This is a genomic window from Streptomyces sp. NPDC017979 (genome assembly GCF_044328175.1).
Taxonomy (GTDB): Bacteria; Actinomycetota; Actinomycetes; order Streptomycetales; family Streptomycetaceae; genus Streptomyces.
The window spans coordinates 741,725-764,540 of record NZ_JBIRGU010000003.1 but is presented as its reverse complement, the minus strand read 5'-3'; the positions used below and the strand labels follow the sequence as shown (position 1 = coordinate 764,540).

18 protein-coding genes are annotated in these 22,816 nt (G+C 72.4%); 4 read left to right on the top strand and 14 right to left on the bottom strand.

Features of this window, described 5'->3' with window-relative positions:
* Positions 1 to 30: 30 nt before the first annotated feature.
* The 14 genes from ACH4E8_RS12890 to rsmH form a co-directional block, all read right to left on the bottom strand.
* Positions 31 to 648: a cell division protein SepF gene (locus ACH4E8_RS12890; protein ID WP_398447222.1), complete on the bottom strand. Its 618-nt coding sequence runs from the start codon at positions 646 to 648 to the stop codon at positions 31 to 33.
* A gap of 140 nt (positions 649 to 788) precedes the next feature.
* Positions 789 to 1,511 (bottom strand): YggS family pyridoxal phosphate-dependent enzyme, encoded by a 723-nt coding sequence (locus ACH4E8_RS12885; RefSeq protein WP_398447220.1) that lies wholly within the window; start codon positions 1,509 to 1,511, stop codon positions 789 to 791.
* Positions 1,508 to 2,272 carry a peptidoglycan editing factor PgeF gene (gene pgeF / locus ACH4E8_RS12880; RefSeq protein ID WP_398447218.1) on the bottom strand — a complete coding sequence of 255 codons (765 nt, stop codon included), beginning with the start codon at positions 2,270 to 2,272 and terminating at the stop codon, positions 1,508 to 1,510. The genes ACH4E8_RS12885 and pgeF overlap by 4 nt, the downstream gene beginning before the upstream one ends.
* Positions 2,269 to 3,468 carry a cell division protein FtsZ gene (gene ftsZ, locus ACH4E8_RS12875; RefSeq protein WP_398447216.1) on the bottom strand — a complete coding sequence of 400 codons (1,200 nt, stop codon included), beginning with the start codon at positions 3,466 to 3,468 and terminating at the stop codon, positions 2,269 to 2,271. Before ftsZ ends, pgeF begins: the two co-directional genes overlap by 4 nt.
* Positions 3,469 to 3,745: 277 nt before the next feature.
* Positions 3,746 to 4,552 carry a cell division protein FtsQ/DivIB gene (locus ACH4E8_RS12870; protein WP_398447214.1) on the bottom strand — a complete coding sequence of 269 codons (807 nt, stop codon included), beginning with the start codon at positions 4,550 to 4,552 and terminating at the stop codon, positions 3,746 to 3,748.
* 61 nt (positions 4,553 to 4,613) lie between these two features.
* Entirely contained in the window at positions 4,614 to 5,702 is a 1,089-nt protein-coding gene (murG, locus tag ACH4E8_RS12865; protein WP_361542359.1) for an undecaprenyldiphospho-muramoylpentapeptide beta-N-acetylglucosaminyltransferase, read from the bottom strand.
* A gap of 6 nt (positions 5,703 to 5,708) precedes the next feature.
* The gene (ftsW, locus tag ACH4E8_RS12860; RefSeq protein ID WP_398447212.1) at positions 5,709 to 7,124 is read right to left on the bottom strand and encodes a putative lipid II flippase FtsW; all 1,416 of its coding nucleotides are present in this window, start codon (positions 7,122 to 7,124) and stop codon (positions 5,709 to 5,711) included.
* Positions 7,125 to 7,187: 63 nt separating this feature from the next.
* Positions 7,188 to 8,654, bottom strand: coding sequence for a UDP-N-acetylmuramoyl-L-alanine--D-glutamate ligase (gene murD, locus ACH4E8_RS12855; protein WP_398447210.1), 1,467 nt, complete (start codon positions 8,652 to 8,654; stop codon positions 7,188 to 7,190).
* Positions 8,651 to 9,721 carry a phospho-N-acetylmuramoyl-pentapeptide-transferase gene (gene mraY, locus ACH4E8_RS12850; RefSeq protein WP_361542365.1) on the bottom strand — a complete coding sequence of 357 codons (1,071 nt, stop codon included), beginning with the start codon at positions 9,719 to 9,721 and terminating at the stop codon, positions 8,651 to 8,653. The genes murD and mraY overlap by 4 nt, the downstream gene beginning before the upstream one ends.
* On the bottom strand, positions 9,718 to 11,148 hold the full coding sequence (gene murF / locus ACH4E8_RS12845) for a UDP-N-acetylmuramoyl-tripeptide--D-alanyl-D-alanine ligase (RefSeq protein ID WP_398447208.1): 1,431 nt from the start codon (positions 11,146 to 11,148) through the stop codon (positions 9,718 to 9,720). Before murF ends, mraY begins: the two co-directional genes overlap by 4 nt.
* A 4-nt stretch (positions 11,149 to 11,152) precedes the next feature.
* Positions 11,153 to 12,883: a UDP-N-acetylmuramoyl-L-alanyl-D-glutamate--2,6-diaminopimelate ligase gene (locus tag ACH4E8_RS12840; protein ID WP_398447206.1), complete on the bottom strand. Its 1,731-nt coding sequence runs from the start codon at positions 12,881 to 12,883 to the stop codon at positions 11,153 to 11,155.
* Between the two features lie 93 nt (positions 12,884 to 12,976).
* Entirely contained in the window at positions 12,977 to 14,971 is a 1,995-nt protein-coding gene (locus tag ACH4E8_RS12835; RefSeq protein ID WP_398447204.1) for a peptidoglycan D,D-transpeptidase FtsI family protein, read from the bottom strand.
* Positions 14,972 to 14,975: 4 nt separating this feature from the next.
* Complete coding sequence (locus tag ACH4E8_RS12830; protein ID WP_398447202.1) at positions 14,976 to 15,707, bottom strand: septum formation initiator family protein; 732 nt, start codon at positions 15,705 to 15,707, stop codon at positions 14,976 to 14,978.
* A gap of 49 nt (positions 15,708 to 15,756) precedes the next feature.
* Positions 15,757 to 16,713 (bottom strand): 16S rRNA (cytosine(1402)-N(4))-methyltransferase RsmH, encoded by a 957-nt coding sequence (gene rsmH, locus ACH4E8_RS12825; protein ID WP_398447201.1) that lies wholly within the window; start codon positions 16,711 to 16,713, stop codon positions 15,757 to 15,759.
* Between the two features lie 445 nt (positions 16,714 to 17,158).
* On the opposite strand from rsmH, the gene ACH4E8_RS12820 reads away from it, so the two are divergent.
* From ACH4E8_RS12820 to ACH4E8_RS12805, 4 genes are all read left to right on the top strand, one after another.
* The gene (locus ACH4E8_RS12820; protein ID WP_398447199.1) at positions 17,159 to 17,701 is read left to right on the top strand and encodes a beta-class carbonic anhydrase; all 543 of its coding nucleotides are present in this window, start codon (positions 17,159 to 17,161) and stop codon (positions 17,699 to 17,701) included.
* 241 nt (positions 17,702 to 17,942) lie between these two features.
* Complete coding sequence (locus ACH4E8_RS12815; protein WP_398447197.1) at positions 17,943 to 18,986, top strand: AAA family ATPase; 1,044 nt, start codon at positions 17,943 to 17,945, stop codon at positions 18,984 to 18,986.
* Entirely contained in the window at positions 18,986 to 20,383 is a 1,398-nt protein-coding gene (locus tag ACH4E8_RS12810) for a DUF58 domain-containing protein (RefSeq protein ID WP_398447195.1), read from the top strand. Before ACH4E8_RS12815 ends, ACH4E8_RS12810 begins: the two co-directional genes overlap by 1 nt.
* Positions 20,380 to 22,797 (top strand): DUF3488 and DUF4129 domain-containing transglutaminase family protein, encoded by a 2,418-nt coding sequence (locus ACH4E8_RS12805; protein ID WP_398447193.1) that lies wholly within the window; start codon positions 20,380 to 20,382, stop codon positions 22,795 to 22,797. The genes ACH4E8_RS12810 and ACH4E8_RS12805 overlap by 4 nt, the downstream gene beginning before the upstream one ends.
* The last annotated feature ends 19 nt before the right edge of the window (positions 22,798 to 22,816 follow it).

Sequence of the window (22,816 nt, the reverse complement as noted above, 5' to 3'; positions counted from 1 at the left end):
GCGCGGTCGGGTTCGTCCCGATGTCGTGTCTCAGCTCTGGTTGAAGAATCCGCCCTCTGCGATACGGGCCTTGTCCTCCGCCGTGACATCGACGTTAGCAGGCGAGAGGAGGAAGACCTTCTGAGTCACCCGTTCAATACTCCCGTGGAGACCGAAGACCAGTCCCGCGGCAAAGTCGACAAGTCGCTTTGCGTCGGTGTCATCCATCTCGGTCAGATTCATGATCACCGGGGTGCCCTCGCGGAAGTGTTCCCCGATGGTACGGGCTTCGTTGTAGGTCCGCGGGTGCAGCGTGGTGATGCGGTACGGCTCCCGCTCGGACACGACCTTGGGCATGATCACCGGTGCGTTCTTCTCCAGGCTCGGACGTTCTGGTGTGATGGATGCCACGGGGGCGATACGCGCCGGGCGTCCGGATTCCGCGGGGAGCGAAGGGGCGTGCGCCACCGGCTCGCGCGGCGCCGGGGGTTGCACCGAGCGCACCGGTTCCTCCCGCTCCAACTGGTGCGGCGGCTGGTGCCGCCGGTGGTCCCGCTCGGGCTCCGGCTCGGGTTCGAAGTCGTCGTCGGGGTCGAAGCCCCGGCCGTCGTAGCCATCGTCCTCCACGAGGCCGAGGTAGACCGCCATCTTGCGCATCGCGCCGGCCATGCTCTGAGTCCTCCGCTCTGAGGTGGATCGCCGTCTCGCCGTTGTTGCAGTGTCACCAAGTGTCCGCGATCCACGTGGCATGCCCGCTTCTTGGCGGGAATGACCATATTTTCTGCTGTGGTCCGACCTGCTTCGCGACGTTACCCGAGCCGGGGACGGACTCCGAGTACCGCAGTGCCGACGCGCACATGTGTCGCCCCCGCAGCCACGGCATCTTCGAGGTCACCGCTCATCCCCGCGGACACCATCGTTGCAGCAGGATGCCCCGCGCGCAGGCGTGATGAGAATTCCACCAGCTGCTCGAAGGCGGCCCGCGGCCGGCCCGCGAGGGGTCCGACCAGCGGCGCGACGGTCATCAGCCCGCCGAGGCGCAGCCCCGGCGCGGCCTCGACCGCGGCCGCCAACTCCCCGATGCCGTCCGGTGCGACGCCGCCGCGCTCCCCGCGGACGGCGCCCTCCTCGGCGTCGAGGGCGACCTGGATCAGACAGCCGACCTCGCGGCCGGCCCGCTCCGCCGCCGCGGAGAGCGCTGTGACAAGTCTTACTCGATCGACCGACTGCACCAGATCGGCATAACGCACGACGGAGCGGACCTTGTTGGTCTGCAACTGTCCGACGAAGTGCCAGGTGAGGTCGAGGTCCGCGCATTCGGCCGCCTTGGGCGCCGCGTCCTGGTCGCGGTTCTCCGCCACATGGCGTACACCGAGTTCGTGGAGGATCCGCACATCGCTCGCGGGATAGGTCTTGGTGACGACGATCAGCGTCACGTCCTCCCGCTTCCGCCCGGCTGACGCACAGGCAGCGGCGATACGTTCCTCCACCGATGCGAGGTTTGCGGCGAGTTCGCTGCGACGGTCCGTCATGCCTCTCCTGCCCCAGGGGCGTCCGACTCCGCGAGCCAGACATAGCCGGCCAGTCGCCCGGTGACGCGGTCGCGGCGGTACGAGTAGTGGTCCCGGGACTCCAGGGTGCAGACGCCGGACTGCTGACGGTCCGTTACCCCGACCGCGGCGAGTTGGGCGTGCACCGCCGCGGTGACGTCCACGGCCGGGGTGCCCCAGCTCGTCTCGGACCAGGCGGCCGGTTCGACCTCGGCCACCTGCGCGCGCATCGGGGCCGGCACCTCGTAGCAACGGCCGCAGACCGCGGGGCCGGTGCGGGCTGCGATCCGCTCGGGCCGCGCGCCCAGGGACACCATGGCCTCGACGGCGGCGGGCACCACGCCCGCGACCATGCCGGGCCGGCCCGCGTGGGCGGCGCCGACGACGCCGGCGACGGGGTCGGCCAGCAGTACGGGGGTGCAGTCCGCGGTCAACACGGCGAGGGCGAGCCCGCGTCGGGCGGTGACCACCGCGTCGACCGAGGGGATCGGGCCCTCGCCCCACGGGCCGTCGACCACGGCGACGTCCCGGCCGTGGACCTGGTTCATCCAGACCACCGCCGCGGGGTCGAGCCCCAGTTCCCGGGCGGCGATCGCCCGGTTGGTGCGGACGGCTTCGGGGTCGTCGCCCACCGCGCCGCCGAGGTTCAGCTCTTCGTACGGAACGGCGCTCACCCCGCCCCACCGGTCGGTGAAGGCGTAGTGCGCGCCGCTCTGGTCTATCGCGTCGTGCCGCACGGTCACTTCAAGAAGTCCGGTACGTCCAGCTCCTCGGCCGAGGTGTCGCTGTAGGTGCGGGTCGGCGGGACCTGGGGCGCCTGCGAGCTGGCCTCGGAGACCGGCGCGGGCTCGACCGGGGGCTCCTCGCGGACCGGCACCGCGCCCAGGGAGGAGGCGGGGCGGGGGGTCTCCACCGGGCGGGACGGCGCGGGCGCCGGCTCCTCGCGCTTGGCGGAGGACGAGCCGAGGACGTTGTCGCGGCGGGCGGGCGGCTGACCGCCGTCGAAGCCGGCGGCGATGACCGTGACCCGCACCTCGTCGCCCAGCGCGTCGTCGATGACCGCACCGAAGATGATGTTCGCCTCGGGGTGGGCGGCCTCGCTCACCAGCTGCGCGGCCTCGTTGATCTCGAAGAGACCGAGGTCGGAGCCGCCGGAGATGGAGAGCAGCACCCCGCGGGCGCCGTCGATGGACGCCTCCAGCAGCGGCGAGGAGATCGCCATCTCGGCGGCGGCCACCGCGCGGTCGTCGCCGCGGGCCGAGCCGATGCCCATCAGCGCCGAGCCGGCCTCGGACATCACGGACTTGACGTCGGCGAAGTCGAGGTTGATCAGACCGGGGGTGGTGATGAGGTCGGTGATGCCCTGGACGCCGGAGAGCAGGACCTGGTCCGCGGACTTGAACGCGTCCAACACGCTGACCTGGCGGTCCGAGATGGACAGCAGCCGGTCGTTCGGGATGACGATGAGGGTGTCGACCTCTTCGCGCAGCTCGGCGATGCCGTCCTCGGCCTGGTTGGCGCGGCGGCGGCCCTCGAAGGTGAAGGGGCGGGTGACCACACCGATCGTCAGGGCGCCCAGCGAACGGGCGATGTTGGCGACGACGGGGGCGCCGCCGGTGCCGGTGCCGCCGCCCTCGCCCGCGGTGACGAAGACCATGTCGGCCCCCTTGAGGACCTCCTCGATCTCCTCGCGGTGGTCCTCGGCGGCCTTGCGGCCGACGGCGGGGTTGGCGCCGGCGCCGAGACCCCGGGTGAGTTCGCGGCCGACGTCGAGCTTGACGTCGGCGTCGCTCATCAACAGGGCCTGCGCATCGGTGTTGATCGCGATGAACTCAACGCCCTTGAGGCCGACCTCGATCATTCGGTTGATGGCATTGACACCACCGCCGCCGACACCGATGACCTTGATGACTGCGAGGTAGTTCTGCGGTGCTGCCACGTCGAAGGCCTCTCGCCTCGAAATACGTGTCGTCGTGGTCTGCTTCGCGCGCCGCGACGACGGATGCCGATGGGACGGTCCGTAACGCCGACCCGAACCCTAACGTTGAAGTTTAGGGTTACCAGAGTGTCTGTCCGCTGGACTCTTCCGAACAGGACACTAAGTCGGCGAGTGGCGCACGTTCAACGAACACGCCGAACCTCCCGTTTTTCTTTTCACCCTATGTGATCAGCCGTTGCGCGCACCACCCAGGGGGCCGGGGCAGGGCAGGTGTGCGTCAACTCCCGGCCACGGACGGCGCGGTGGGAGCGCTGACGTCGAAGTCGCGGGACTTCGGCGCGGCCTTCATGAGCGCGGTCAGTGCACGGGCCTTGAGCTCGCCTTCTTCGGGGCTGCCCCACACGACGGTCCGCCCCTCCGTCAACTCCACGGTGATGTAGTCGTATGAACGGACTGCAACTTTGCGGGCGTCGGCAGCGACCGCCTTCGGCAGGTCGCCCCGGACCCGGACCGCGGCGGCGATCAGCCGGTCCGGGCCGAACCGGCCCAGGCTGGGTGCGGCGGCGACGTCCATGGTGAGCCGGGGAACGCCCTTCGGCGGCTCGGTCACGGTCGCGAACCGGACGCCCTTCGCGTCCACTTCGACGAATTCCGCCCCCTGTTCGAGGAGGAGGACCGGCTTGCGCTCGGTGACGTCGAGCACGACGCCGTCCGGCCAGGAGCGGGACACCTCCACCGAGTCGATCCGCGGCAGCCGCTTCTTCAGCCGCCCCTCGATCCCGTCCGTGTCGACGGAGACCAGGGGCGAGCCCAGCGGCACCCGGGCGGCCTCGTTGACCTGTTCCGGGGTGAGCACGGAGACGCCGGCGACCTCCACCCGCTCCGCCCGCAGCCAGGACGAGCCGTAGAGCGCCCAGACGGTCCCCCCGCCGAGCACGAGGGCGGCGACGAGCAGCAGCACCGTACGGGTGCCGAGCCGGCCGCGGAGGCGACCGATGCCGCCGAAGCGGCGCCCGGGCGGCGGACCGGACGAGCCCGCTGACGGTTTGCTCACACCGCGGTCGGCGGTGGTGGGTCCGGCCACGCTCCGGGTCTCCTTCCGACCCGGGCCCGGGTCGCCCCGGGCCCGATCCACGAGCGAGGCCCTAGCGGCGGGCCGCGATCGCCTCGTACACCATGCCGACGAGGAGCTCGTCGGCGTCCCTGCGGCCGAACTCGGCGGCTGCACGGGACATCTCGTACAGCCGGTGCGGGTCGGCCAGCACCGGAAGGACGTTGCCCTGGACCCACTCGGGGGTCAGCTCGGCGTCGTCGACCAGCACGCCCCCGCCGGCCTTGACCACCGGCTGGGCGTTCAGTCGCTGCTCGCCGTTGCCGATCGGCAGCGGGACGTACGCGGCGGGGAGCCCGACGGCGGAGAGTTCGGCGACGGTCATCGCGCCCGCGCGGCAGAGCATCATGTCGGCAGCGGCGTACGCGAGGTCCATCCGGTCCACGTACGGTACCGGGATGTACGGCGGCATTCCGGGCATGTTGTCGGCGCGCGGCAGTTCGTTCTTCGGGCCGACGGCGTGCAGGATCTGGATCCCGGAGCGCTGGAGGACCGGCGCGACCTGCTGGACGACCTCGTTGAGGCGGCGGGCGCCCTGGGAGCCGCCGGAGACCAGCAGGGTGGGCAGGTTGGGGTCGAGGCCGAAGGCGGCGCGCGCCTCGGGCCGCACCCGGGCGCGGTCCAGCGTGGCGATGGAGTGCCGCAGCGGGATGCCGATGTAGCGGGAGCCGCGCAGCTTGCTGTCCGGGGTGGCGACGGCGACCGCGGCGGCGTACCGGGAGCCGATCTTGTTGGCCAGGCCGGGGCGGGCGTTGGCCTCGTGGATCACGATCGGCACCCCGCGGCGCTTGGCGGCCAGGTACCCGGGCAGGGCGACGTATCCGCCGAAGCCGACGACGCAGTCGGCCTTGGTGCGCTCCAGGACCTGCTCGGCGGCCTTGATGGTGCCGCGCAGCCGGCCCGGGACGGTGATCAGCTCCGGGGTGGGCTTCCGGGGCAGCGGTACGGCCGGGATCAGGGCCAACTCGTAACCGCGCTCGGGCACGAGCCTGGTCTCCAGGCCGCGTTCCGTGCCCAGGGCCGTGATGCCCACGGTCGGGTCCTGCCTGCGCAGGGCGTCAGCGAGCGCGAGCGCGGGCTCGATGTGGCCGGCGGTCCCCCCGCCGGCGAGTACGACATGCACCGAATTTCACCGCTCTCCGGACGGACGCTTGGTGACGCGCCGTCTCATCGTCTTCCATCTCACGCCTGGCGTACGCACCGCCAGGGCGGCCTTCGCGGCGGGCTCGTCGCGCGCGAAGGCGATCAGCAACCCGATCGCGAACATGGTCGGCAGCAGGGCGGACCCTCCGTAGGAGAACAGCGGGAGCGGGACCCCGGCGATCGGCAGCAGACCGAGCACCGCACCGATGTTGACCACGGCCTGGGCCGTGATCCAGGTGGTCACGCCTCCCGCGGCGTACCTCACGAAGGGGTCCTCCGTGCGTCCGGCCACGCGGATACCCGCATAGCCTAGAGCCGCGAACAGGGCGAGCACCGACAGCGTCCCCGCCAGGCCCAGTTCCTCGCCGGCGATGGCGAAGATGAAGTCCGTGTGCGGTTCCGGGAGTTGTCCCCATTTTTCCACACTCGCCCCGAGGCCGGAACCGAACCATCCGCCGGAGGCGAGGGCGTAGATCCCGTGCACCGCCTGCCAGCACTCCCCCTTGGGTCCCAGATCGATGGCGCCGATGCACTCCAGCCGGGACATCCGGTTCGCACTGGTCTTGATCAGGAAGAAGCCGACGAGGACCACGGCCCCCAGGACGCCGGCGAAGAGCCGGGTGGGCGCCCCGGCGAGCCACAGCAGCCCGAAGAGGACCGCGGAGACGATGATCGCGGTGCCCATGTCACCGCCGAGCATGATCAGCCCGAGCAGCATGAACGCCACCGGCACCAGCGGCACCAGCAGGTGCTTCCACTGCGCCAACAGCCGCTTGTCCTGCTTGCGCGCCAACAGGTCGGCGCCCCACAGGATCAGCGCCAGCTTGGCGAACTCGCTGGGCTGGAGCTGGAACGAGCCGCCGAGCGCCAACCAGTTCTGGTTGCCGCCGACCGACACCCCTATCCCCGGCACCTGCACCAGCACCATCAAGAACACGGTGACCATCAGCAGGGGGTACGCCAGGGCCCGGTGCAGCTTGATCGGCATCCGGGAGGCGAGCAGCAGCAGCCCGGCCCCGATGACGGCGGCGAGGAACTGCTTGCGGAAGAAGTACGAGCCCGGGAGCGACAGCTCCAGCGCCTTGATCATCGACGCCGAGTACACCATCACCAGCCCGAGGACGGTGATCAGCAGGCTGCTCCCGAGGATGACGTAGTACGCGGTGAGCGGCCGGTCCCAGGCCCGGCGCGCCCGCTCGTACAACCGTCGGGGCCCGCGCCAGCGAGGGGGCCGCTGCGTCCCCGACGGGCGTCCGGGACGGCCGGTGCCGCCGGCCCGCGGGCCGCGCACGGCCCCGGTCGTACGGCTCCGCAGGGCGGTGCCCGCAGGCCGGCCGGCGGGCGCTCCCGCGGCGGCGGGCGCGGGCCCGCCGTACCACCGCGTCAGGTCCGGCATACGCATCGGCGCAGTCCCCTCCAGTCGGGCCCGGCGCGCCGCCGGGGCGCGGCGCGGAGGTCGGGCCGGTCAGGCGCGCTCGGCGGCGAGGGTACGGACCGCAGCCGCGAACGCCTCGCCCCGCTTGTTGTAATTGGCGAACATGTCCATCGAGGCACAGGCCGGGGCCAACAGGACGGTGTCTCCCGGCTCCGCCAGCCGCGCCGCTTCGCGGACCGCCGCCGCCATCGCCCCAGTGTCCGTCCGGTCGAGGTCCACGACCGGCACATCGGGTGCGTGTCGCGCCAGGGCCGCGGCGATCAGGGCGCGGTCGGCGCCCATGAGGACGACCCCGCGCAACCGGCCCGCGGCGCGCGCCGCCAACTCGTCGAAGGCCGCGCCCTTGGCGAGCCCCCCGGCGATCCACACGATCGGGTCGTAGGCCGCGAGCGACGCCTCGGCCGCGTGGGTGTTGGTGGCCTTGGAGTCGTCGACGTAGGCGACGCCGGCGACGTCCGCGACCTTCTCGATGCGGTGCGGATCGGGCCGGAAGGCGCGCAGCCCGTCCCGTACCGCCGTCGCCGGTACGCCGTAGGCCCGGGCCAGCGCCGCCGCGGCCAGCGCGTTGGCGACGTTGTGCGGGGCCGGCGGGTCGACGTCGGAGACCTCGGCGAGCTCCTGCGCCTGCTGGTGGCGGTCCGGGACGAAGGCCCGGTCGACGAGGATGCCGTCGACCACGCCGAGCTGCGAGGGGCCGGGGGTGCCGAGGGTGAAGCCGACGGCGCGGCAGCCCTCCACCACGTCCGCCTCGCGCACCAGGTCCTCGGTCGCCGGGTCGGCGACGTTGTAGACGCAGGCGACCTCGTTGCCCTCGTAGATCCGGCCCTTGTCCGTGGCGTACGCCGCCATGGAGCCGTGCCAGTCGAGGTGGTCGGGGGCGAGGTTGAGCACCGCGGCGGAGTGGGCGCGCAGCGAGGGCGCCCAGTGGAGCTGGTAGCTGGAGAGCTCCACGGCGAGGACGTCGTACTCCTCCTCGCCGAGGACGGCGTCGAGGAGCGAGACGCCGATGTTGCCGACGGCGGCCGTCTTCAGGCCAGCGGCTTCGAGGATGGCGGCGAGCATGCGCACGGTGGTGGTCTTGCCGTTGGTGCCGGTGACCGCGAGCCAGGGGGCCGGGGGCCGTCCCGAACCGGTCTCCCGCAGCCGCCACGCCAGTTCGACGTCGCCCCAGACCTCCACGCCGGCCTTCTCGGCCGCGGCGAACAGCGGCTTGTCGGGCCGCCAGCCGGGGGCCGTGACGATCAGCTCGGTGCCGTCGGGCAGGGTGTCCCCGTCGCCGAGGCGGACGGAGATCCCGCCCGCCCGTCCGGAGGCGCTGCGCGCCGCAGCCCAATCCGCCAGCTCCGCGGCCTGGGCCCGGGCGCGCTCGTCGTCGCCGTCGTTGACGACCGTGACGTGCGCCCCGAGGCCGTGCAGGACCTTCGCCGCGGGGATCCCGGAGACCCCCAGGCCGGCGACGGTGACCCGCTTGCCCGACAGCTCCTCGCGCGTGCTCACTTGTCCGCCGCCCAGCCCGCGTAGAAGAGTCCGAGACCGACGATCACGCACATGCCCTGGATGATCCAGAACCGGACCACCACAAGGACTTCGGACCACCCCTTTAGTTCGAAGTGGTGTTGCAGTGGCGCCATGCGGAAGACCCGCTTGCCGGTCATCTTGAACGAGCCGACCTGGATGACCACGGACATGGTGATCAGGACGAAGAGGCCGCCGAGGATGGCGAGCAGCAGCTCGGTGCGGGAGCAGATCGCCAGACCGGCCAGGGCGCCGCCCAGGGCCAGCGAGCCGGTGTCGCCCATGAAGATCTTGGCGGGTGAGGTGTTCCACCACAGGAAGCCGAAGCAGGAGCCCATCAGCGCGGAGGCCACCACGGCGAGGTCGAGCGGATCTCGCACCTCGAAACAGGCTTCCGGGTTGGTCAGCGACAGCGCGTTGGCGCAGGACTCCTGGAACTGCCAGAGCCCGATGAAGGTGTACGCACCGAAGACCATCACGGAAGCGCCGGTGGCCAGGCCGTCCAGACCGTCGGTCAGGTTCACGCCGTTCGACATCGCGAGGATCATGAACAGCGCCCAGACGACGAACAGCACCGGTCCGATCGCCCAGCCGAAGTCCGTGATGAACGACAGCTTGGTGGAGGCCGGGGTGTTGCCGCGCTGGTCGGCGAATTGCAGCGAGAGCACCGCGAAGGCGATGCCGACGATGAGCTGTCCCGCCATCTTCGCCTTGGCCCGCAGGCCCAGCGAACGCTGCTTGACGATCTTGATGTAGTCGTCCAGGAAGCCCACCAGGCCCATGCCGGCCATCAGGAAGAGGACGAGCAGACCGGAGAAGGTGACCGGTTCCCCGGTGATCACCTTGGCGAGCGCGTAGGCGATCAGGGTCGCCAGGATGAAGGAGATGCCGCCCATGGTGGGCGTGCCCTTCTTGCTGCCGTGGGTGCGCGGGCCGTCGTCCCGGATGAACTGCCCGTACCCCTTGCGCGCCAACAGCTTGATCAGCAGTGGCGTGCCGATGAGCGTGAGGAAGAGCCCGATGGCCCCCGCGAAGAGGATCTGCCTCATCGAGCGGCACCCTGCCCATCCGAAGGAGCTGCCCCGTCATCGACCAGCGTCTGGGCAAGCCGCTCAAGCCCGACCGACCTGGATGCCTTCACCAGCACGACGTCTCCCGGGCGCAACTCTCTGCGCAACAGGTCGACCGCCGCCTCAGCGTCGGACACGTGCACCGACTCCTCACCCCACGAACCCTCGTTATATGCGCCCAGTTGCAACCAGGACGCTTCCCTGCCCCCGACTGCGACGAGCTTGCTGACGTTGAGTCGGACGGCGAGCCGTCCCACCGCGTCGTGCTCGGCGAGTGCTTCGTCACCGAGCTCGGCCATCAGGCCGAGCACCGCCCACGTCCGTCCCCCCCGGCTCCGTGCGTCCTTGCCCATGGCGGCAAGCGCGCGCAGCGCCGCCCTCATGGATTCGGGGTTCGCGTTGTAGGCGTCGTTGACGATCGTCACGCCGTCCGGACGCTCGGTGACCTCCATGCGCCAGCGGGAGAGGTTACCTGCCTCGGAGAGCGCGCTGGCGATCTCGTCGACGGGCAGGCCCAACTCGTGGGCGACGGCGGTCGCGGCGAGCGCGTTCGACACGTGGTGCTCACCGTACAGCCGCATCGTCACATCGCTGCACCCGGTGGGGGTGTGAAGCGTGAACGCGGGCTGCCCCTGCGGGGTGAGACGCACGTTCTCGGCCCGGATGTCGGCGTTGTCCGACTCCCCGAAGGTCACCACGCGGGCCTTGGTGCGGTCGGCCATGGCGCGTACGAGGGGGTCGTCCGCGTTGAGCACGGCCACGCCGTCCTCGGGCAGCGCCTCCACGATCTCGCCCTTGGCCCGGGCGATCTGCTCCCGGCCGCCGAACTCGCCGATGTGGGCGGTGCCGACGTTCAGCACGAGGGAGATCCGCGGCGGTACGAGCTCGGTGAGGTAGCGGATGTCGCCCACGTAGCGGGCGCCCATCTCCAGCACCAGGTGCTCGGTGGTGGCGTCGGCGCGCAGCGCGGTGAGCGGCAGCCCGATCTCGTTGTTGAGGTTGCCCGCCGGGTAGACCGTCGGGCCCTTGCGCGACAGGAGTTGGGCGATGAGGTCCTTGGTGCCGGTCTTGCCGACCGAACCGGTCAGCGCGACGGTGGTGGCGCCCAGTCGCTCCACGACGTGGCGCGCGAGGGCGCCCAGGGCCGCGGTGACGTCGGGCACCACGACGGCGGGCACGCCGACGGGGCGGGTGGCGAGGACGCCGACGGCGCCGTCGGCCACGGCCCGTGCGGCGTAGTCGTGGCCGTCGACGTTCGCACCGGCGAAGGCGACGAAGAGGGCGCCGGGGGCCACGGCCCGGGAGTCGGTGACGACGGGGCCGGTGACCTCGGCGGTCGGATCCGGTATGTCGTGCGACTGCCCGCCGACGATTTCGGCGACCTCGGCGAGGGAGAGGGTGATCACAGGGTCATCCCCGGGGCTTCTCGTGCGATGGGTGCGGTGGGACGGGGGCGGCTGCCGCCGTACGGGAGGCGCGGATGGCTTCGCGCAGGACCTGGCGGTCGTCGAAGGAGCGGACGACTCCGGCCACGTCCTGGCCCTGCTCGTGGCCCTTGCCGGCGATCAGGACGGTGTCGCCGGGCTCGGCGCGGGCCACCGCGGCGGCGATGGCCGCGGCCCGGTCGCCCTCGACGAGCACGTGGCCGCGCTCGTGGGCGGGCACCTGGGCGGCGCCGGCGAGCATGGTGGCGAGGATCGCGAGGGGGTCCTCGGAGCGGGGGTTGTCGGAGGTGAGCACGGCGGTGTCGGCGAGCCGGGCGGCCGCCGCGCCCATCGGGCCGCGTTTGGTGGTGTCGCGGTCCCCGCCGCAGCCGAGCACGATGTGCAGCCGGCCCTCGGTGACCTTGCGCAGCGAGCGCAGCACGGACTCGACGGCGTCGGTCTTGTGCGCGTAGTCGACGACGGCGAGGTAGGGCTGGCCCTCGTCGACGCGCTCCAGCCGGCCGGGGACGCCCGGGACGGCGGCGACGCCTTCGGCGGCCGTCTGCGGGTCGATCCCGGCCACGGCGAGGGTCACCACGGCAGCGAGGGTGTTCGCGACGTTGAAGGCGCCCGGGAGCGGTGCCTCGGCCCGTACGCGCTGCCCGGCGGGGCCGACGATGGTGAAGGCGGAGCGCACGGCGCCGAGTTCGACGTCCTCGGCACGCCAGTCGGCGTCCGGGTCGCCCTCCGCGGAGAAGGTGGTGACCGGTACGGACGCCTCCTTGGCGAGCCGGCGGCCCCACTCGTCGTCCAGGTTGACCACCCCGCTGCGGCTGCGGGCCGGTGTGAACAGCCGCGCCTTCGCCTGGAAGTAGTCCTCCATGTCGGAGTGGAACTCCATGTGCTCCGGGCTGAGGTTGTTGAAGACGGCGACGTCGAAGATGCAGCCGTCGACCCGGCCGAGCACCAGGGCGTGGCTGGAGACCTCCATGGCGACCGCTTCGACGCCCCGCTCGCGCATCACGGCGAAGAGCGCCTGGAGGTCGGTGGCCTCCGGGGTGGTGCGCTCCGACTTGACGCTCTCGCCGCCGATCCGGGTCTCGACCGTGCCGATCAGGCCGGCGGCGCGACCGGCGGCGCGCAGGCCGCCCTCGACGAGGTAGACGGAGGTCGTCTTGCCGGAGGTGCCGGTGATGCCGAATTGCAGCAGGGACTCGCCGGGGTGTCCGTAGATCTCGGCGGCGAGTTCGCCCATGTGTCCGCGGGGGTCGTCGGCGACGAGGACCGGCAGACCGGTGACGGCGGCCCGTTCGGCGCCCGTGGGGTCGGTGAGGACGGCCACCGCGCCGAGGTCGGCGGCCTGGGCCGCGAAGTCGGCGCCGTGCAGTCGGGCGCCCGGCAGGGCCGCGTACAGGTCGCCGGGGCGCACCGCGCGGGAGTCGTGGGTGATGCCGGTGACGCGGGCCTGATCCGGCGCCGCTCCCCCCGGTGGGGCCGTCAGCCCCGCTCGGGCCGCCAGGTCCCCGAGCGGGGTCGGGTGGAGGCTGCGGGGGCGGGGGGCTCCCGGCTGTCGGGCCGACTCGGCCGCGCCTTCGGAGGTCGTTCCGTACTGATCAGGGTGTGGCACGGCGGTGAGCGTACCGGGCGTGGTGCGGGCGGGGCCAAAAGAGGTCCGCCCGGGTCCGTGGTTCCCGGAATCGGGGGTGATCGTCGTCACTGGTGGTTCCTTGGATCAGGGGATGTGCGTCGGGCGGCCGGTGGGCTCGCCGCGCCGGCGGCCCGGCGGGACGGGTGCCCCGGTGGCCACCGGTCAACCGCCCGGTTTGAAGGTCACGGGCAGTCCGGCGGGCTCCGCGCCCGTCGGCGGGACCTGGAGGGTCTTCAGTGCGAAGGCCATCACCTTCTGGTAGATCGGGCCGCAGATCTGGCCGCCGAAGTAGCTGCCCTTGGTCGGGTTCTGGATGGCGCAGTAGACGGTGACGCGGGGCTTGTCGGCGGGGGCGAATCCGGCGAAGGAGGCGGTGTAGCCGCGGTAGCGGCCCAGTTCGGGGTCGACGCGGTTGGCCGTGCCCGTCTTGCCGGCGACGCGGTAGCCGTCGATGCGGGCCTTGGTGCCGGTGCCCTCCTCGTTGCCGACGACGGACTCCAGCATGGCGGCCAGGGTGGTGGCGGTCTTCTCGCTGACGACCCGGGTCTTCTGCGGCGCGGGCGCCGCGGCGAACCGGCCGTCCGGGCCCTTGGAGCCGCGGACGAGGGTGGGTTCGATGCGGACGCCGCCGTTGGCGATGGTCGAGTAGACGGACGCCGCCTGCATGGCGTTGATGGACATGCCCTGGCCGAAGGGGATCGTGTACTGCTGCGAGGTCGACCACTTCGACGGCGGGGCGAGGATGCCCGGCGTCTCGCCCGGGTACTTCAGGCCGGTGGGGCTGCCGAGGCCGAACTTCTTCAGGTACGAGTGGAGCACCTGGTTGGCCTGGGCCTGGGTCTTGCCGAGCTGGCCGGTGGCCAGGATGGTGCCGATGTTGCTCGACTTGGCCAGGACGCCGTTGAGGGTGAGGTACCAGGTCGGGTGGTCGACGTCGTCCTTGAAGAGGCGGTCGCCGCGGTGCAGCCGGTTGGGGACCACCACGTGGGTGTCGGGGGTCGCCGCGCCCTCCTCCAGGACGGCGGCCATGGACACCACCTTGGCGGTGGAGCCGGGCTCGAACGCGTCCTGGAGCGCCGCGTTGCCCAGCCCCGACGCGTCCGCCCGGTTGAGGTCGTTGGGGTCGAAGCCGGGCGAGTTCGCCATCGCGAGGACCTCGCCGGTGCGGGTGTCCTGCACGATCACGTAGCCGCGGTCGGCCTTGGACTTCTCCACCTGCTCGGAGATCGCCTGCTGGGCCGCCCACTGGATGTCCCGGTCGATGGTGAGCTCGATGTCGGAGCCGGGGACGGCCGGGGTCTCGCGGGTGCCGCCGGCGGTGGGCACCCGGCGCCCGCCGGACTGGGCGTAGGTGACCTCGCCGTCCTGGCCGGCGAGCTGCTTGTCGAGCATCGACTCGATGCCGCCGCCGCCGCGGCCGTCGGCGTTCACGTAGCCCAGTATCCCGGCGGCCAGCTCGCCGTTCGGGTACACCCGCTTGCTGCTGGGCTCCTGGAAGACGCCGCTGAGGACGTTGGCGCCGGGGCCGCCGTTGGCCTTGTCCTCGCGGGCCTTCTCCGCGAAGACGCCCTTGAGGTCCTTGATCTGGTTCCACACCTGGGGGGTCTGGCGGCGGGCGAGGACGGCGTAGCGGGACTTGGGCTTCTTGAGCTTGGCGACCATGTCGTCGGCGGGCACGTTCAGGATGGGCGCGAGGAGCGCCGCGGCCTGTTCGGGTGCGTCGGGGGCCTTGCTCTCCTCGGGGGTGAACATCTTCGGGTCGGCGGTGATGTCGTACGCGTCGACGCTGCTCGCCAGCGCGATGCCGGTCCGGTCGGTGATCTCACCGCGCTCGGCGGCGAGCTTGACGCTCAGGTAGCGGCTCTTGTCGGCCTTGGCCGCGTACGCCTCGGCGTCCACCGCCTGGACCTGGAGGAGGCGGACCACGAAGGCCAGCATCACCAGGGTGAGTCCGAAACCGACCAGGCGCAGTCGGGGGCGCGGGCTGCCGAGCCGCAGGGGGCCGGTGCCGCGCGGGCCGCGGGGTCCGCCGGGGCCGCCGGACGGGCGGCGGGCGGGGCGGGCCGACGGGCGTGGTGACGGTCCCGGGACCCGGCCGCGCGAGGGGGCTCCCCGGTCCCGGGGGGCGGGGCGCCGGCGTGGTTCCTGAGGGGGCACTGCGTCACCTGCCGGGGGGCGTCTGGGGCGGTTGCGCGGGCGTGTGGGACCGGAGGGCGGGCTGCGGGCCGGACTGGGGCTCGGGCAGCTCGCTCTGGCTCTGGCCTTGGGCCCCGGACTGGGTTCGGCTCTGCGTCTGGGGCTGGCCCTGGGTTGAACCCTGGTTCTGACCCGGGCCCTGATCCTGGTTCGTGGTCTGGTCCTGGCCTGAGGTCCGGTCCTGGTGCGGGGGCGTGTCCTGCTGCGCCTGGCGGCCCGCGGCCGCGGGCGACGACGACGGGCCCAGCGTGGGCTGTCCCGTGGAGTCGGCCGGCGGCGGCACCGTCGGCGGCTCCTGCCCGGCGCCCGGCGACGGGTCCGCGTCGGGCTTCTCGGCCTTCTCCGGCTTCCCCTTGACGGAGCCGTCGGTGTCGATGAAGGCGGGCCCGCCGCCGGGCACCATGCCCAACTCCCTGGCCCGTCGCTCCAGCGCATCCGGCGCGGAGCGGTCGTCGACGTCCCGTTGGAGGGCCTGCTGCTCGTCGGTGAGTTCGGTGGTCTTCCGCTTCAGCTCGCTCAGCTCGAAGGAGCCCTCGTTGAGCGAGGAGTTCAGCATCAGCAGGGTGATGAGGCCGCCGCCGAGGAGGACCACGATCAGGAAGACGAAGGGGGTGCGGGCCGCGTTGCTGGGGCCCGCGGGCATCAGCCGGGCGAGTCTCGCGGCGCGTCCCTTGAGCTGTTTGCCCGCTGTGCTCACCGCATCCTCCCGCTCGCTCCGCCGTGCGTGTGTCCACTGCCCCTAAGACTCACCGCGCGTCCTCACGGATGCGCTGTGCTCCCCTCAGACGCGCCGGGGCGGCCCGCCGGTTCTCGGCGACCTCTTCCTCGGTCGGCAGTTCGGCGCCCCGGGTCAGCAGCTTCAGCCGGGGCTGGAACTCCTCGGGGACGACGGGCAGCCCGGGCGGCGCCGTGTTGCTGGCGCCTGCCGCGAAGACCTGCTTGACCAGCCGGTCCTCCAGCGAGTGGTACGAGAGCACGGCGATCCGGCCGCCGACGTCCAGGGCCCCCACGGCCGCCGGGATCGCCCGCTCCAGGACCCGCAGCTCCCCGTTCACCTCGATGCGCAGGGCCTGGAAGGTGCGCTTGGCGGGGTTGCCGCCGGTGCGCTTGGCGGCCTGCGGCAGGGCGTCGCGGATCAGTTGGACGAGCCGGGCGCTGTTGCTGAAGGGCTCCTGGTCCCGCTCGCGCACCACTGCGGAAACGATCCGTTTGGCCTGCTTCTCCTCGCCGTAGGTCCGCAGGATCCGCACCAGTTCGCCCGGCGGGTAGGTGTTGAGCACCTCCGCGGCCGAGATGCCGGTCGTCTGGTCCATCCGCATGTCCAGCGGTGCGTCCTGGGCGTAGGCGAAGCCGCGGTCGGCCTCGTCGAGCTGCATGGACGAGACGCCGAGGTCGAACAGAATGCCCTGGACGCGCGGGAGCGCGAGCCGGTCGAGCACCTCGGGCAGTTCGTCGTACACCGCGTGGACGAGGGTGGCGCGCTCCTCGAAGGGCGCGAGGCGCTCGGCCGACAGCCGCAGCGCCTCCTTGTCCCGGTCGAGCGCCACGAGACGGGCCTCGGGGAACCGGGTCAGCAGGGCCTCGCTGTGCCCGCCGAGTCCGAGGGTGCAGTCGACGACGACGGCTCCGGGGCGCTCCAGGGCGGGGGCCAACAGGTCCAGGCACCGCTGGAGCATCACCGGGACGTGTCGGGTATTGCTCACGGGGCCCTCTCAGGTTCCGGCGCGGGGCTGGAGCGACCGGCGAGCTGAGAAGGAAGGCCGAGCCGTGCGTATGCCGCACACGCGGGGAAGACGATCTGGAAAATCTACGGAACGTACTGGACGTACTGGACGGCGTACTGGACGTACTGGTCGCGCTGGTGGAACGACTGACCGTACGGGACGCGGCCGGACGTGTTCGGCCTGCCGGGTCCCGCCCCGGTGCAGCACGGGCCGCGCCAGTGGACTGCGCGTCACTTTAGTCCACGGTCCAGCCCGGTCAATCAACCGGTCGACGGCGTGGCGGGCGGGGGAATGGTTCCGCCGATTCACTCGAACGGATGTCGACGCATCGCCCCTGTGGGTTACCTCACAACAAGCCTCGTTGATGTTCTTTGTCCGCTCTCACAGCAGGCCGGAGCGGTGCCTTCCCGCTACCGTCGTCGACATGACGACTTCCGCGCACCTCCCCGCCGACAGCGCGCGCTCCGACGGCACGGTCACCGATCGCCTGGTCTCGGCGAACCGGAGCTACGCGGCTGACTTCCAGGACCCCGGGATGGACGCCCGTCCCGTGCTGCGGGTGGCGGTCGTCGCCTGCATGGACGCCCGGCTCGACCTGCACGCCGCCCTCGGCCTGGAGCTGGGCGACTGCCACACGATCCGCAACGCGGGCGGCGTGGTGACGGACGACGTGATCCGCTCCCTCACCATCAGCCAGCGCGCCCTCGGCACCCGGAGCGTCATCCTGATCCACCACACCGGCTGCGGCCTGGAGTCGCTGACGGAGGACTTCCGGCACGAGTTGGAGGACGAGGTGGGGCAGCGTCCGCCGTGGGCGGTGGAGGCGTTCCGCGACGTGGACCAGGACGTGCGGCAGTCGATGCAGCGGGTGCGCACCTCCCCGTTCCTGCTCCACACCGACGACGTGCGCGGCTTCGTCTTCGACGTGAAGGACGGGCTGCTGCGGGAGATCGACCCGAGCGCCTGACGTCGTCACCGGCCCGGACCCGCGCCTTTCCGCCACCGGATTCCACCGAATTCCGCTGGACATGTCCGACCAACCCGCCCAAACCCGCCAGGGTTATCCACAGGCGAGTGACACGAAGCGGTAACGGCAACAAGAATGCGGGGAGAGGCACGCCCCTCGAACCGACGAGGGGCGGCGCCCGTGTTTCGGGGTGGGCCGGGCATCTCAGTCCCGGCCTGGAGAACGGGCCGAGGAGGGCCGTGTGACGACCTATGACGATCGAGCTAGCCTCACAGATCTGACCGCCACAGCGGATCGCGTCCGCAGGTCGGTGGAGGGTGTGATCGAGGGCAAGCCCGAGGTCGTACGGCTCACGCTGACGGTAATGCTCGCCGAAGGACACCTCCTGATCGAGGACGTGCCGGGCGTGGGCAAGACGATGCTGGCGAAGGCGCTGGCGCGGTCCGTGGACTGTTCCGTCAGACGCATCCAGTTCACGCCGGACCTGTTGCCGTCCGACATCACCGGCGTGTCGGTCTTCGACCAGCACGAGCGGGACTTCGAGTTCAAACCGGGCGCCATCTTCGCCCAGATCGTCATCGGTGACGAGATCAACCGCGCCTCGCCCAAGACCCAGTCGGCGCTGCTGGAGTCCATGGAGGAGCGCCAGGTCACCGTCGACGGCAGCACGTACGCGCTGCCCAGCCCCTTCATGGTGGTGGCCACCCAGAACCCGGTGGAGATGGAGGGCACCTATCCGCTGCCGGAGGCCCAGCGGGACCGCTTCATGGCACGGGTGTCCATCGGCTACCCGAGCGCCGACGCCGAGTTGCGGATGCTCGACGTGCACGGCGGGCCCTCGCCGCTGGACGACATCCAGCCGGTGGCCCACGCGCACGACATCGTGAAGCTGATCGAGGCCGTCCGCGGGGTGCACGTCGCCGAGGCCGTCCAGCGGTACGCGGTCGAGTTGGTCGCCGCCACCCGCAGCCATCCGGACCTGCGGCTGGGCGCCTCGCCCCGGGCCACGCTGCACCTGCTGCGCGCCGCGAAGGCCGCCGCCGCACTGAACGGCCGGGACTACGCCCTGCCGGACGATGTCCAGGCACTGGTGGTGCAGGTGCTGGCGCACCGGCTGCTGCCCACCGCGCAGGCCCAGTTGAACCGCCGTACGGCCGAGCAGGTCGTGCTGGAGATCCTCCAGCGCACCCCGGTGCCCACGGCCGGCGGCAGCCAGGCGGCGTACGTCCCCGGCCACCAACCCCCGCAGTACTACGGCCGGCAGCACGACGCCCGGCGGTTGTGATGCCCGCCGCGGACACCACCGCCGGTGCACCCGTCGATGCCGCCGGCGGCGCCCCCGCTTCGGCGCTCGCCGAGCGGGGGCAGGGCGGCCTGCGGGTGGCGCTGAGCGGACTGACCACCCGGGGCCGCTCGTTCGTGGCCGCCGGAGTGGCGGCCACGGCCTGCGCGTACGTCCTGGGCCAGGACGACCTGCTGCGGGTGGGGCTGCTGCTCACGGCGCTGCCGCTGGTGTGCACCGCCGTCCTGTACGGCACGCGCCATCGGGTCGCGGGCAGTCGCCGGCTCTCGCCCGCGCGGGTCGCGGCCGGCGCCGAGGCCCGGGTCCACCTGCGGATGGACAACGTCTCCCGGCTGCCCACCGGTCTGCTGATGCTCCAGGACCACGTGCCGTACGTGCTGGGGCCCCGCCCCCGGTTCGTACTGGACCGGGTGGAGGCGGCCGGGCGGCGGGAGGTGTCGTACCGGGTCCGCTCCGACCTGCGGGGGCGCTATCCCCTCGGTCCGCTTCAGCTCCGCCTCACCGACCCCTTCGGCATGTGCGAACTGACCCGTTCCTTCAGCGCGTTCGACGTGCTCACCGTCATCCCGCACACCGAGCAGTTGCCGCCCGTGCAGCTCGCGGGCGAGTCCGCGGGGTACGGCGAGGGGCACCGCCGCTCCCTGGCGCTCGCCGGCGACGACGACATCATCCCCCGCGCCTACCGCTACGGCGACGACCTGCGCCGGGTGCACTGGCGCTCCACCGCGCGCTTCGGCGAGTTGATGGTGCGCCGCGAGGAGCAGCCCCAGCGGGCCCGGTGCACCGTCCTGTTGGACACCCGCTGGGTGGCCTACGAGGGCACCGGCCCGGACGCGGCCTTCGAGTGGGCGGTGTCGGGCGCCGCGTCGGTCCTGCTGCACATGATCGCCCAGGGGTACTCGGTCCGGCTGCTGACGGACACGGGCAGTTCGGTGCCCGCGGAGGGCGCCGACGGCTTCGGCGGCGCGTCCCAGGAGTCCGCGGACGCCGCGGGCCTGCTGATGGACGCGCTCGCCGTGGTCGACCACTCCGACGGGGTGGACTTCTCCCCGTCGTACGACACGGCGCGGGGTTCGGGCGAGGGGCTGTTGGTGGCCTTCCTCGGCGACCTCGACGAGGAACAGGTGACGCGCGTGGCGCGGATGCGGCAGCGCGGAGCGGGCGCGGTGGCCTTCGTGCTGGACAGTGAGGCGTGGGTGACGGGCGGGGCGGCGGTCGGGCCGGTGGAGGCCCGGCTGAGGGTGCTGCGCGAGGCCGGTTGGACGGCGCTCGCGGTGTCGCCCGGCGCGGCGCTGCCCGCCGTGTGGCAGCAGGCCGGCCGACAGCGCGCCGATTCCCTCGGACACGGCGCGAGCGGCGCTTCGGGGGGCTGGTCATGAGCGGACGCACCCGGATCGCGCTCTGCGCGTACGCCGCGACGCTGATGGCGGCGAGCGCGCTGACGCCCCTGCTGGACTCGGCGGGCTGGCTGGCCCTGGCCGCGCTGCTGCTCGCGGTGCAGTTCGGGGCGGGCGCGGTGGGCCGGCGGGTGTCGCTGGCCCGGCCGCTCACCCTGGCCTTCCAGGCCCTCGTCGGCCTGATGCTGCTCACCGTGGCCTTCGCCCGGCAGGAGGCGCTGTTGGGCGTGGTGCCGGGCCCCGACGTGCTGGCCCGGTTCGGGGAGCTGCTCTCCCAGGGCGGCCAGGACATCGAGCGGTACGCGATCCCGGCGCCGTCGTCCCCCGGCATAGAGCTGATGGTGATCGGCGGGGTGCTCACGGTCGGCCTGATGGTGGACGCCCTCGCGGTGACGTACCGCAGCGCCGCCCCGGCCGGGCTGCCGCTGCTCGCCCTCTACTCGGTCGCCGCGGGTCTCGCCGGCGACTCGGCGAGCGTGCTGTGGTTCCTGCTGGCCGCGATCGGCTATCTGCTGCTCCTGCTGGCGGAGGGGCGCGACCGGCTCTCCCAGTGGGGCCGGGTCTTCGGCGGTGCGTCGGCGCTGCGCGGGGCGCAGACCGCCCGGTCGGCGGGTGCGCCGCTGGCCCCGGTCCGCACCGGGCGGCGCATCGGCGTGCTGGCGCTGGGCGTCGCGCTGGTGGTCCCGGCCGCCCTGCCGGCGCTCGACGGCGGCCTGCTGTCCGACTCGCGCTCCGGCAGCGGCTCCGGCTCGGGCGGCAGCACGATCAACGCGGTCAACCCCCTGGTCTCGCTCCAGGACAGCCTGAACCAGCCCGAGGACGTCGAAGTCCTGCGCTACCGGACGAGCGCACAGGACAAGGACGGCATGTACCTGCGGTTCGTGGCGCTCGACCAGTTCGACGGCACGACGTGGAAGACCTCGGAGCGCGGCGTCAAGGACGTGCCGGACCGGCTGCCGCAGCCGACGGGCCTGAGTTCGTCGATCGCGACGGAGGAGGTCCAGACGAACATCACCGCATCCGACGGCTACCGCCAGGACTGGCTGCCGATGCCCTACCCGGCGACCAAGGTGGACATCGACGGCCGCTGGCGCTTCGAGCCGGAGGGCCGCACCCTCGTCGGCGACCGCGGGCAGAACACCCGCGGCGTCCAGTACTCCGTCAGCAGCCTGCTGGTGAAGCCCACGTCGGACGACCTGGCGTCGGCGCCACGGCCGCCGGCGGACATCGTCGCGGAGTACACGAAGGTGCCCGCGTCGCTGCCGGACGTGGTCAAGGAGACCGCGGAGAACATCACCGTCGGTGCCCGCAACGACTACGAGTCCGCGGTCCGCCTCCAGGACTGGTTCGCGGTGAACGGCGGCTTCACCTACGACACCGACGTGCGGTCCGGCACGGGCGTCTCGGCGATCACCCGCTTCCTGACGGACAAGCGGGGCTTCTGCGTCCACTTCTCCTTCTCGATGGCCGCGATGGCCCGCACCCTGGGCATACCGGCCCGGGTCGCGGTCGGATTCACCCCGGGCACGCAGAGCGCCGACGACACGATGTCGGTGAGCATCCGCAACGCCCACGCCTGGCCCGAGCTGTACTTCGAGGGCGTGGGGTGGACCCGCTTCGAGCCGACGCCCAGCATCGGCAGCGTGCCGGACTACGCCCTGCCGGAGGCTCCCGCCTCGGACCCGTCGGACCCGGCCGCGCCGCGGCCGTCCGCGTCGCAGGCGCCGTCGGAGGCGACGTCCACCTTGGACACCTGCCCGGCCGACCAGCGGCAGCGCGGGGAGTGCGAGAGCTCGGCACCGGTGCAGGCGATCACGCCCACCGGGTCCGGGGGCTCCTCGTGGCAGCTTCCGCTGGTCGTGCTCGCCGCGCTGGTCGTGGTCGTGTTGCCGCTGCTACCGGTGTTGTGGCGGATGCGGTTGACCGCGCGCCGGCTGGGCTCCCGGGGGCGTACGGCCGAAGACGCCCGGGCCCGGACGCTCCAGGCGTGGCTGGAGGTGCTGGACACGGCGTGGGACCACGGCGTCCCGCCCGACGACGCCCTCACGGCCCGCAAGTCGGCCGAGCGGATCGTGCTGCTGGGCCGTTTGGAGGGCGAGGCGGCCGATGCCGTCCACCGGATCGCCGGTGCGGTGGAGCAGGTGCTGTACGCGCCGCGGCCGCAGACGGCCACGGGCCTGGTCGACGATGTCGGCCGGGTGCGTGCCGGGCTGTCCGCTGCGGCGGGCCGCTGGGAGCGACTGCGGGCGCGGGTGTTCCCCCGTTCCGCCGTTCGGGTGGTCTGGGCCGCTTCGGCCCGTTGGGGAGCGCTCGTGGACCGGGCGCGTACCGCGGTGCGGTCCCGGCTGCCGCGCGGGCTGCCCGGCCTGCGGCGCCCGTCCCGTCAGCGCGGCTGAACGGGTGCGCCCGGGGGCC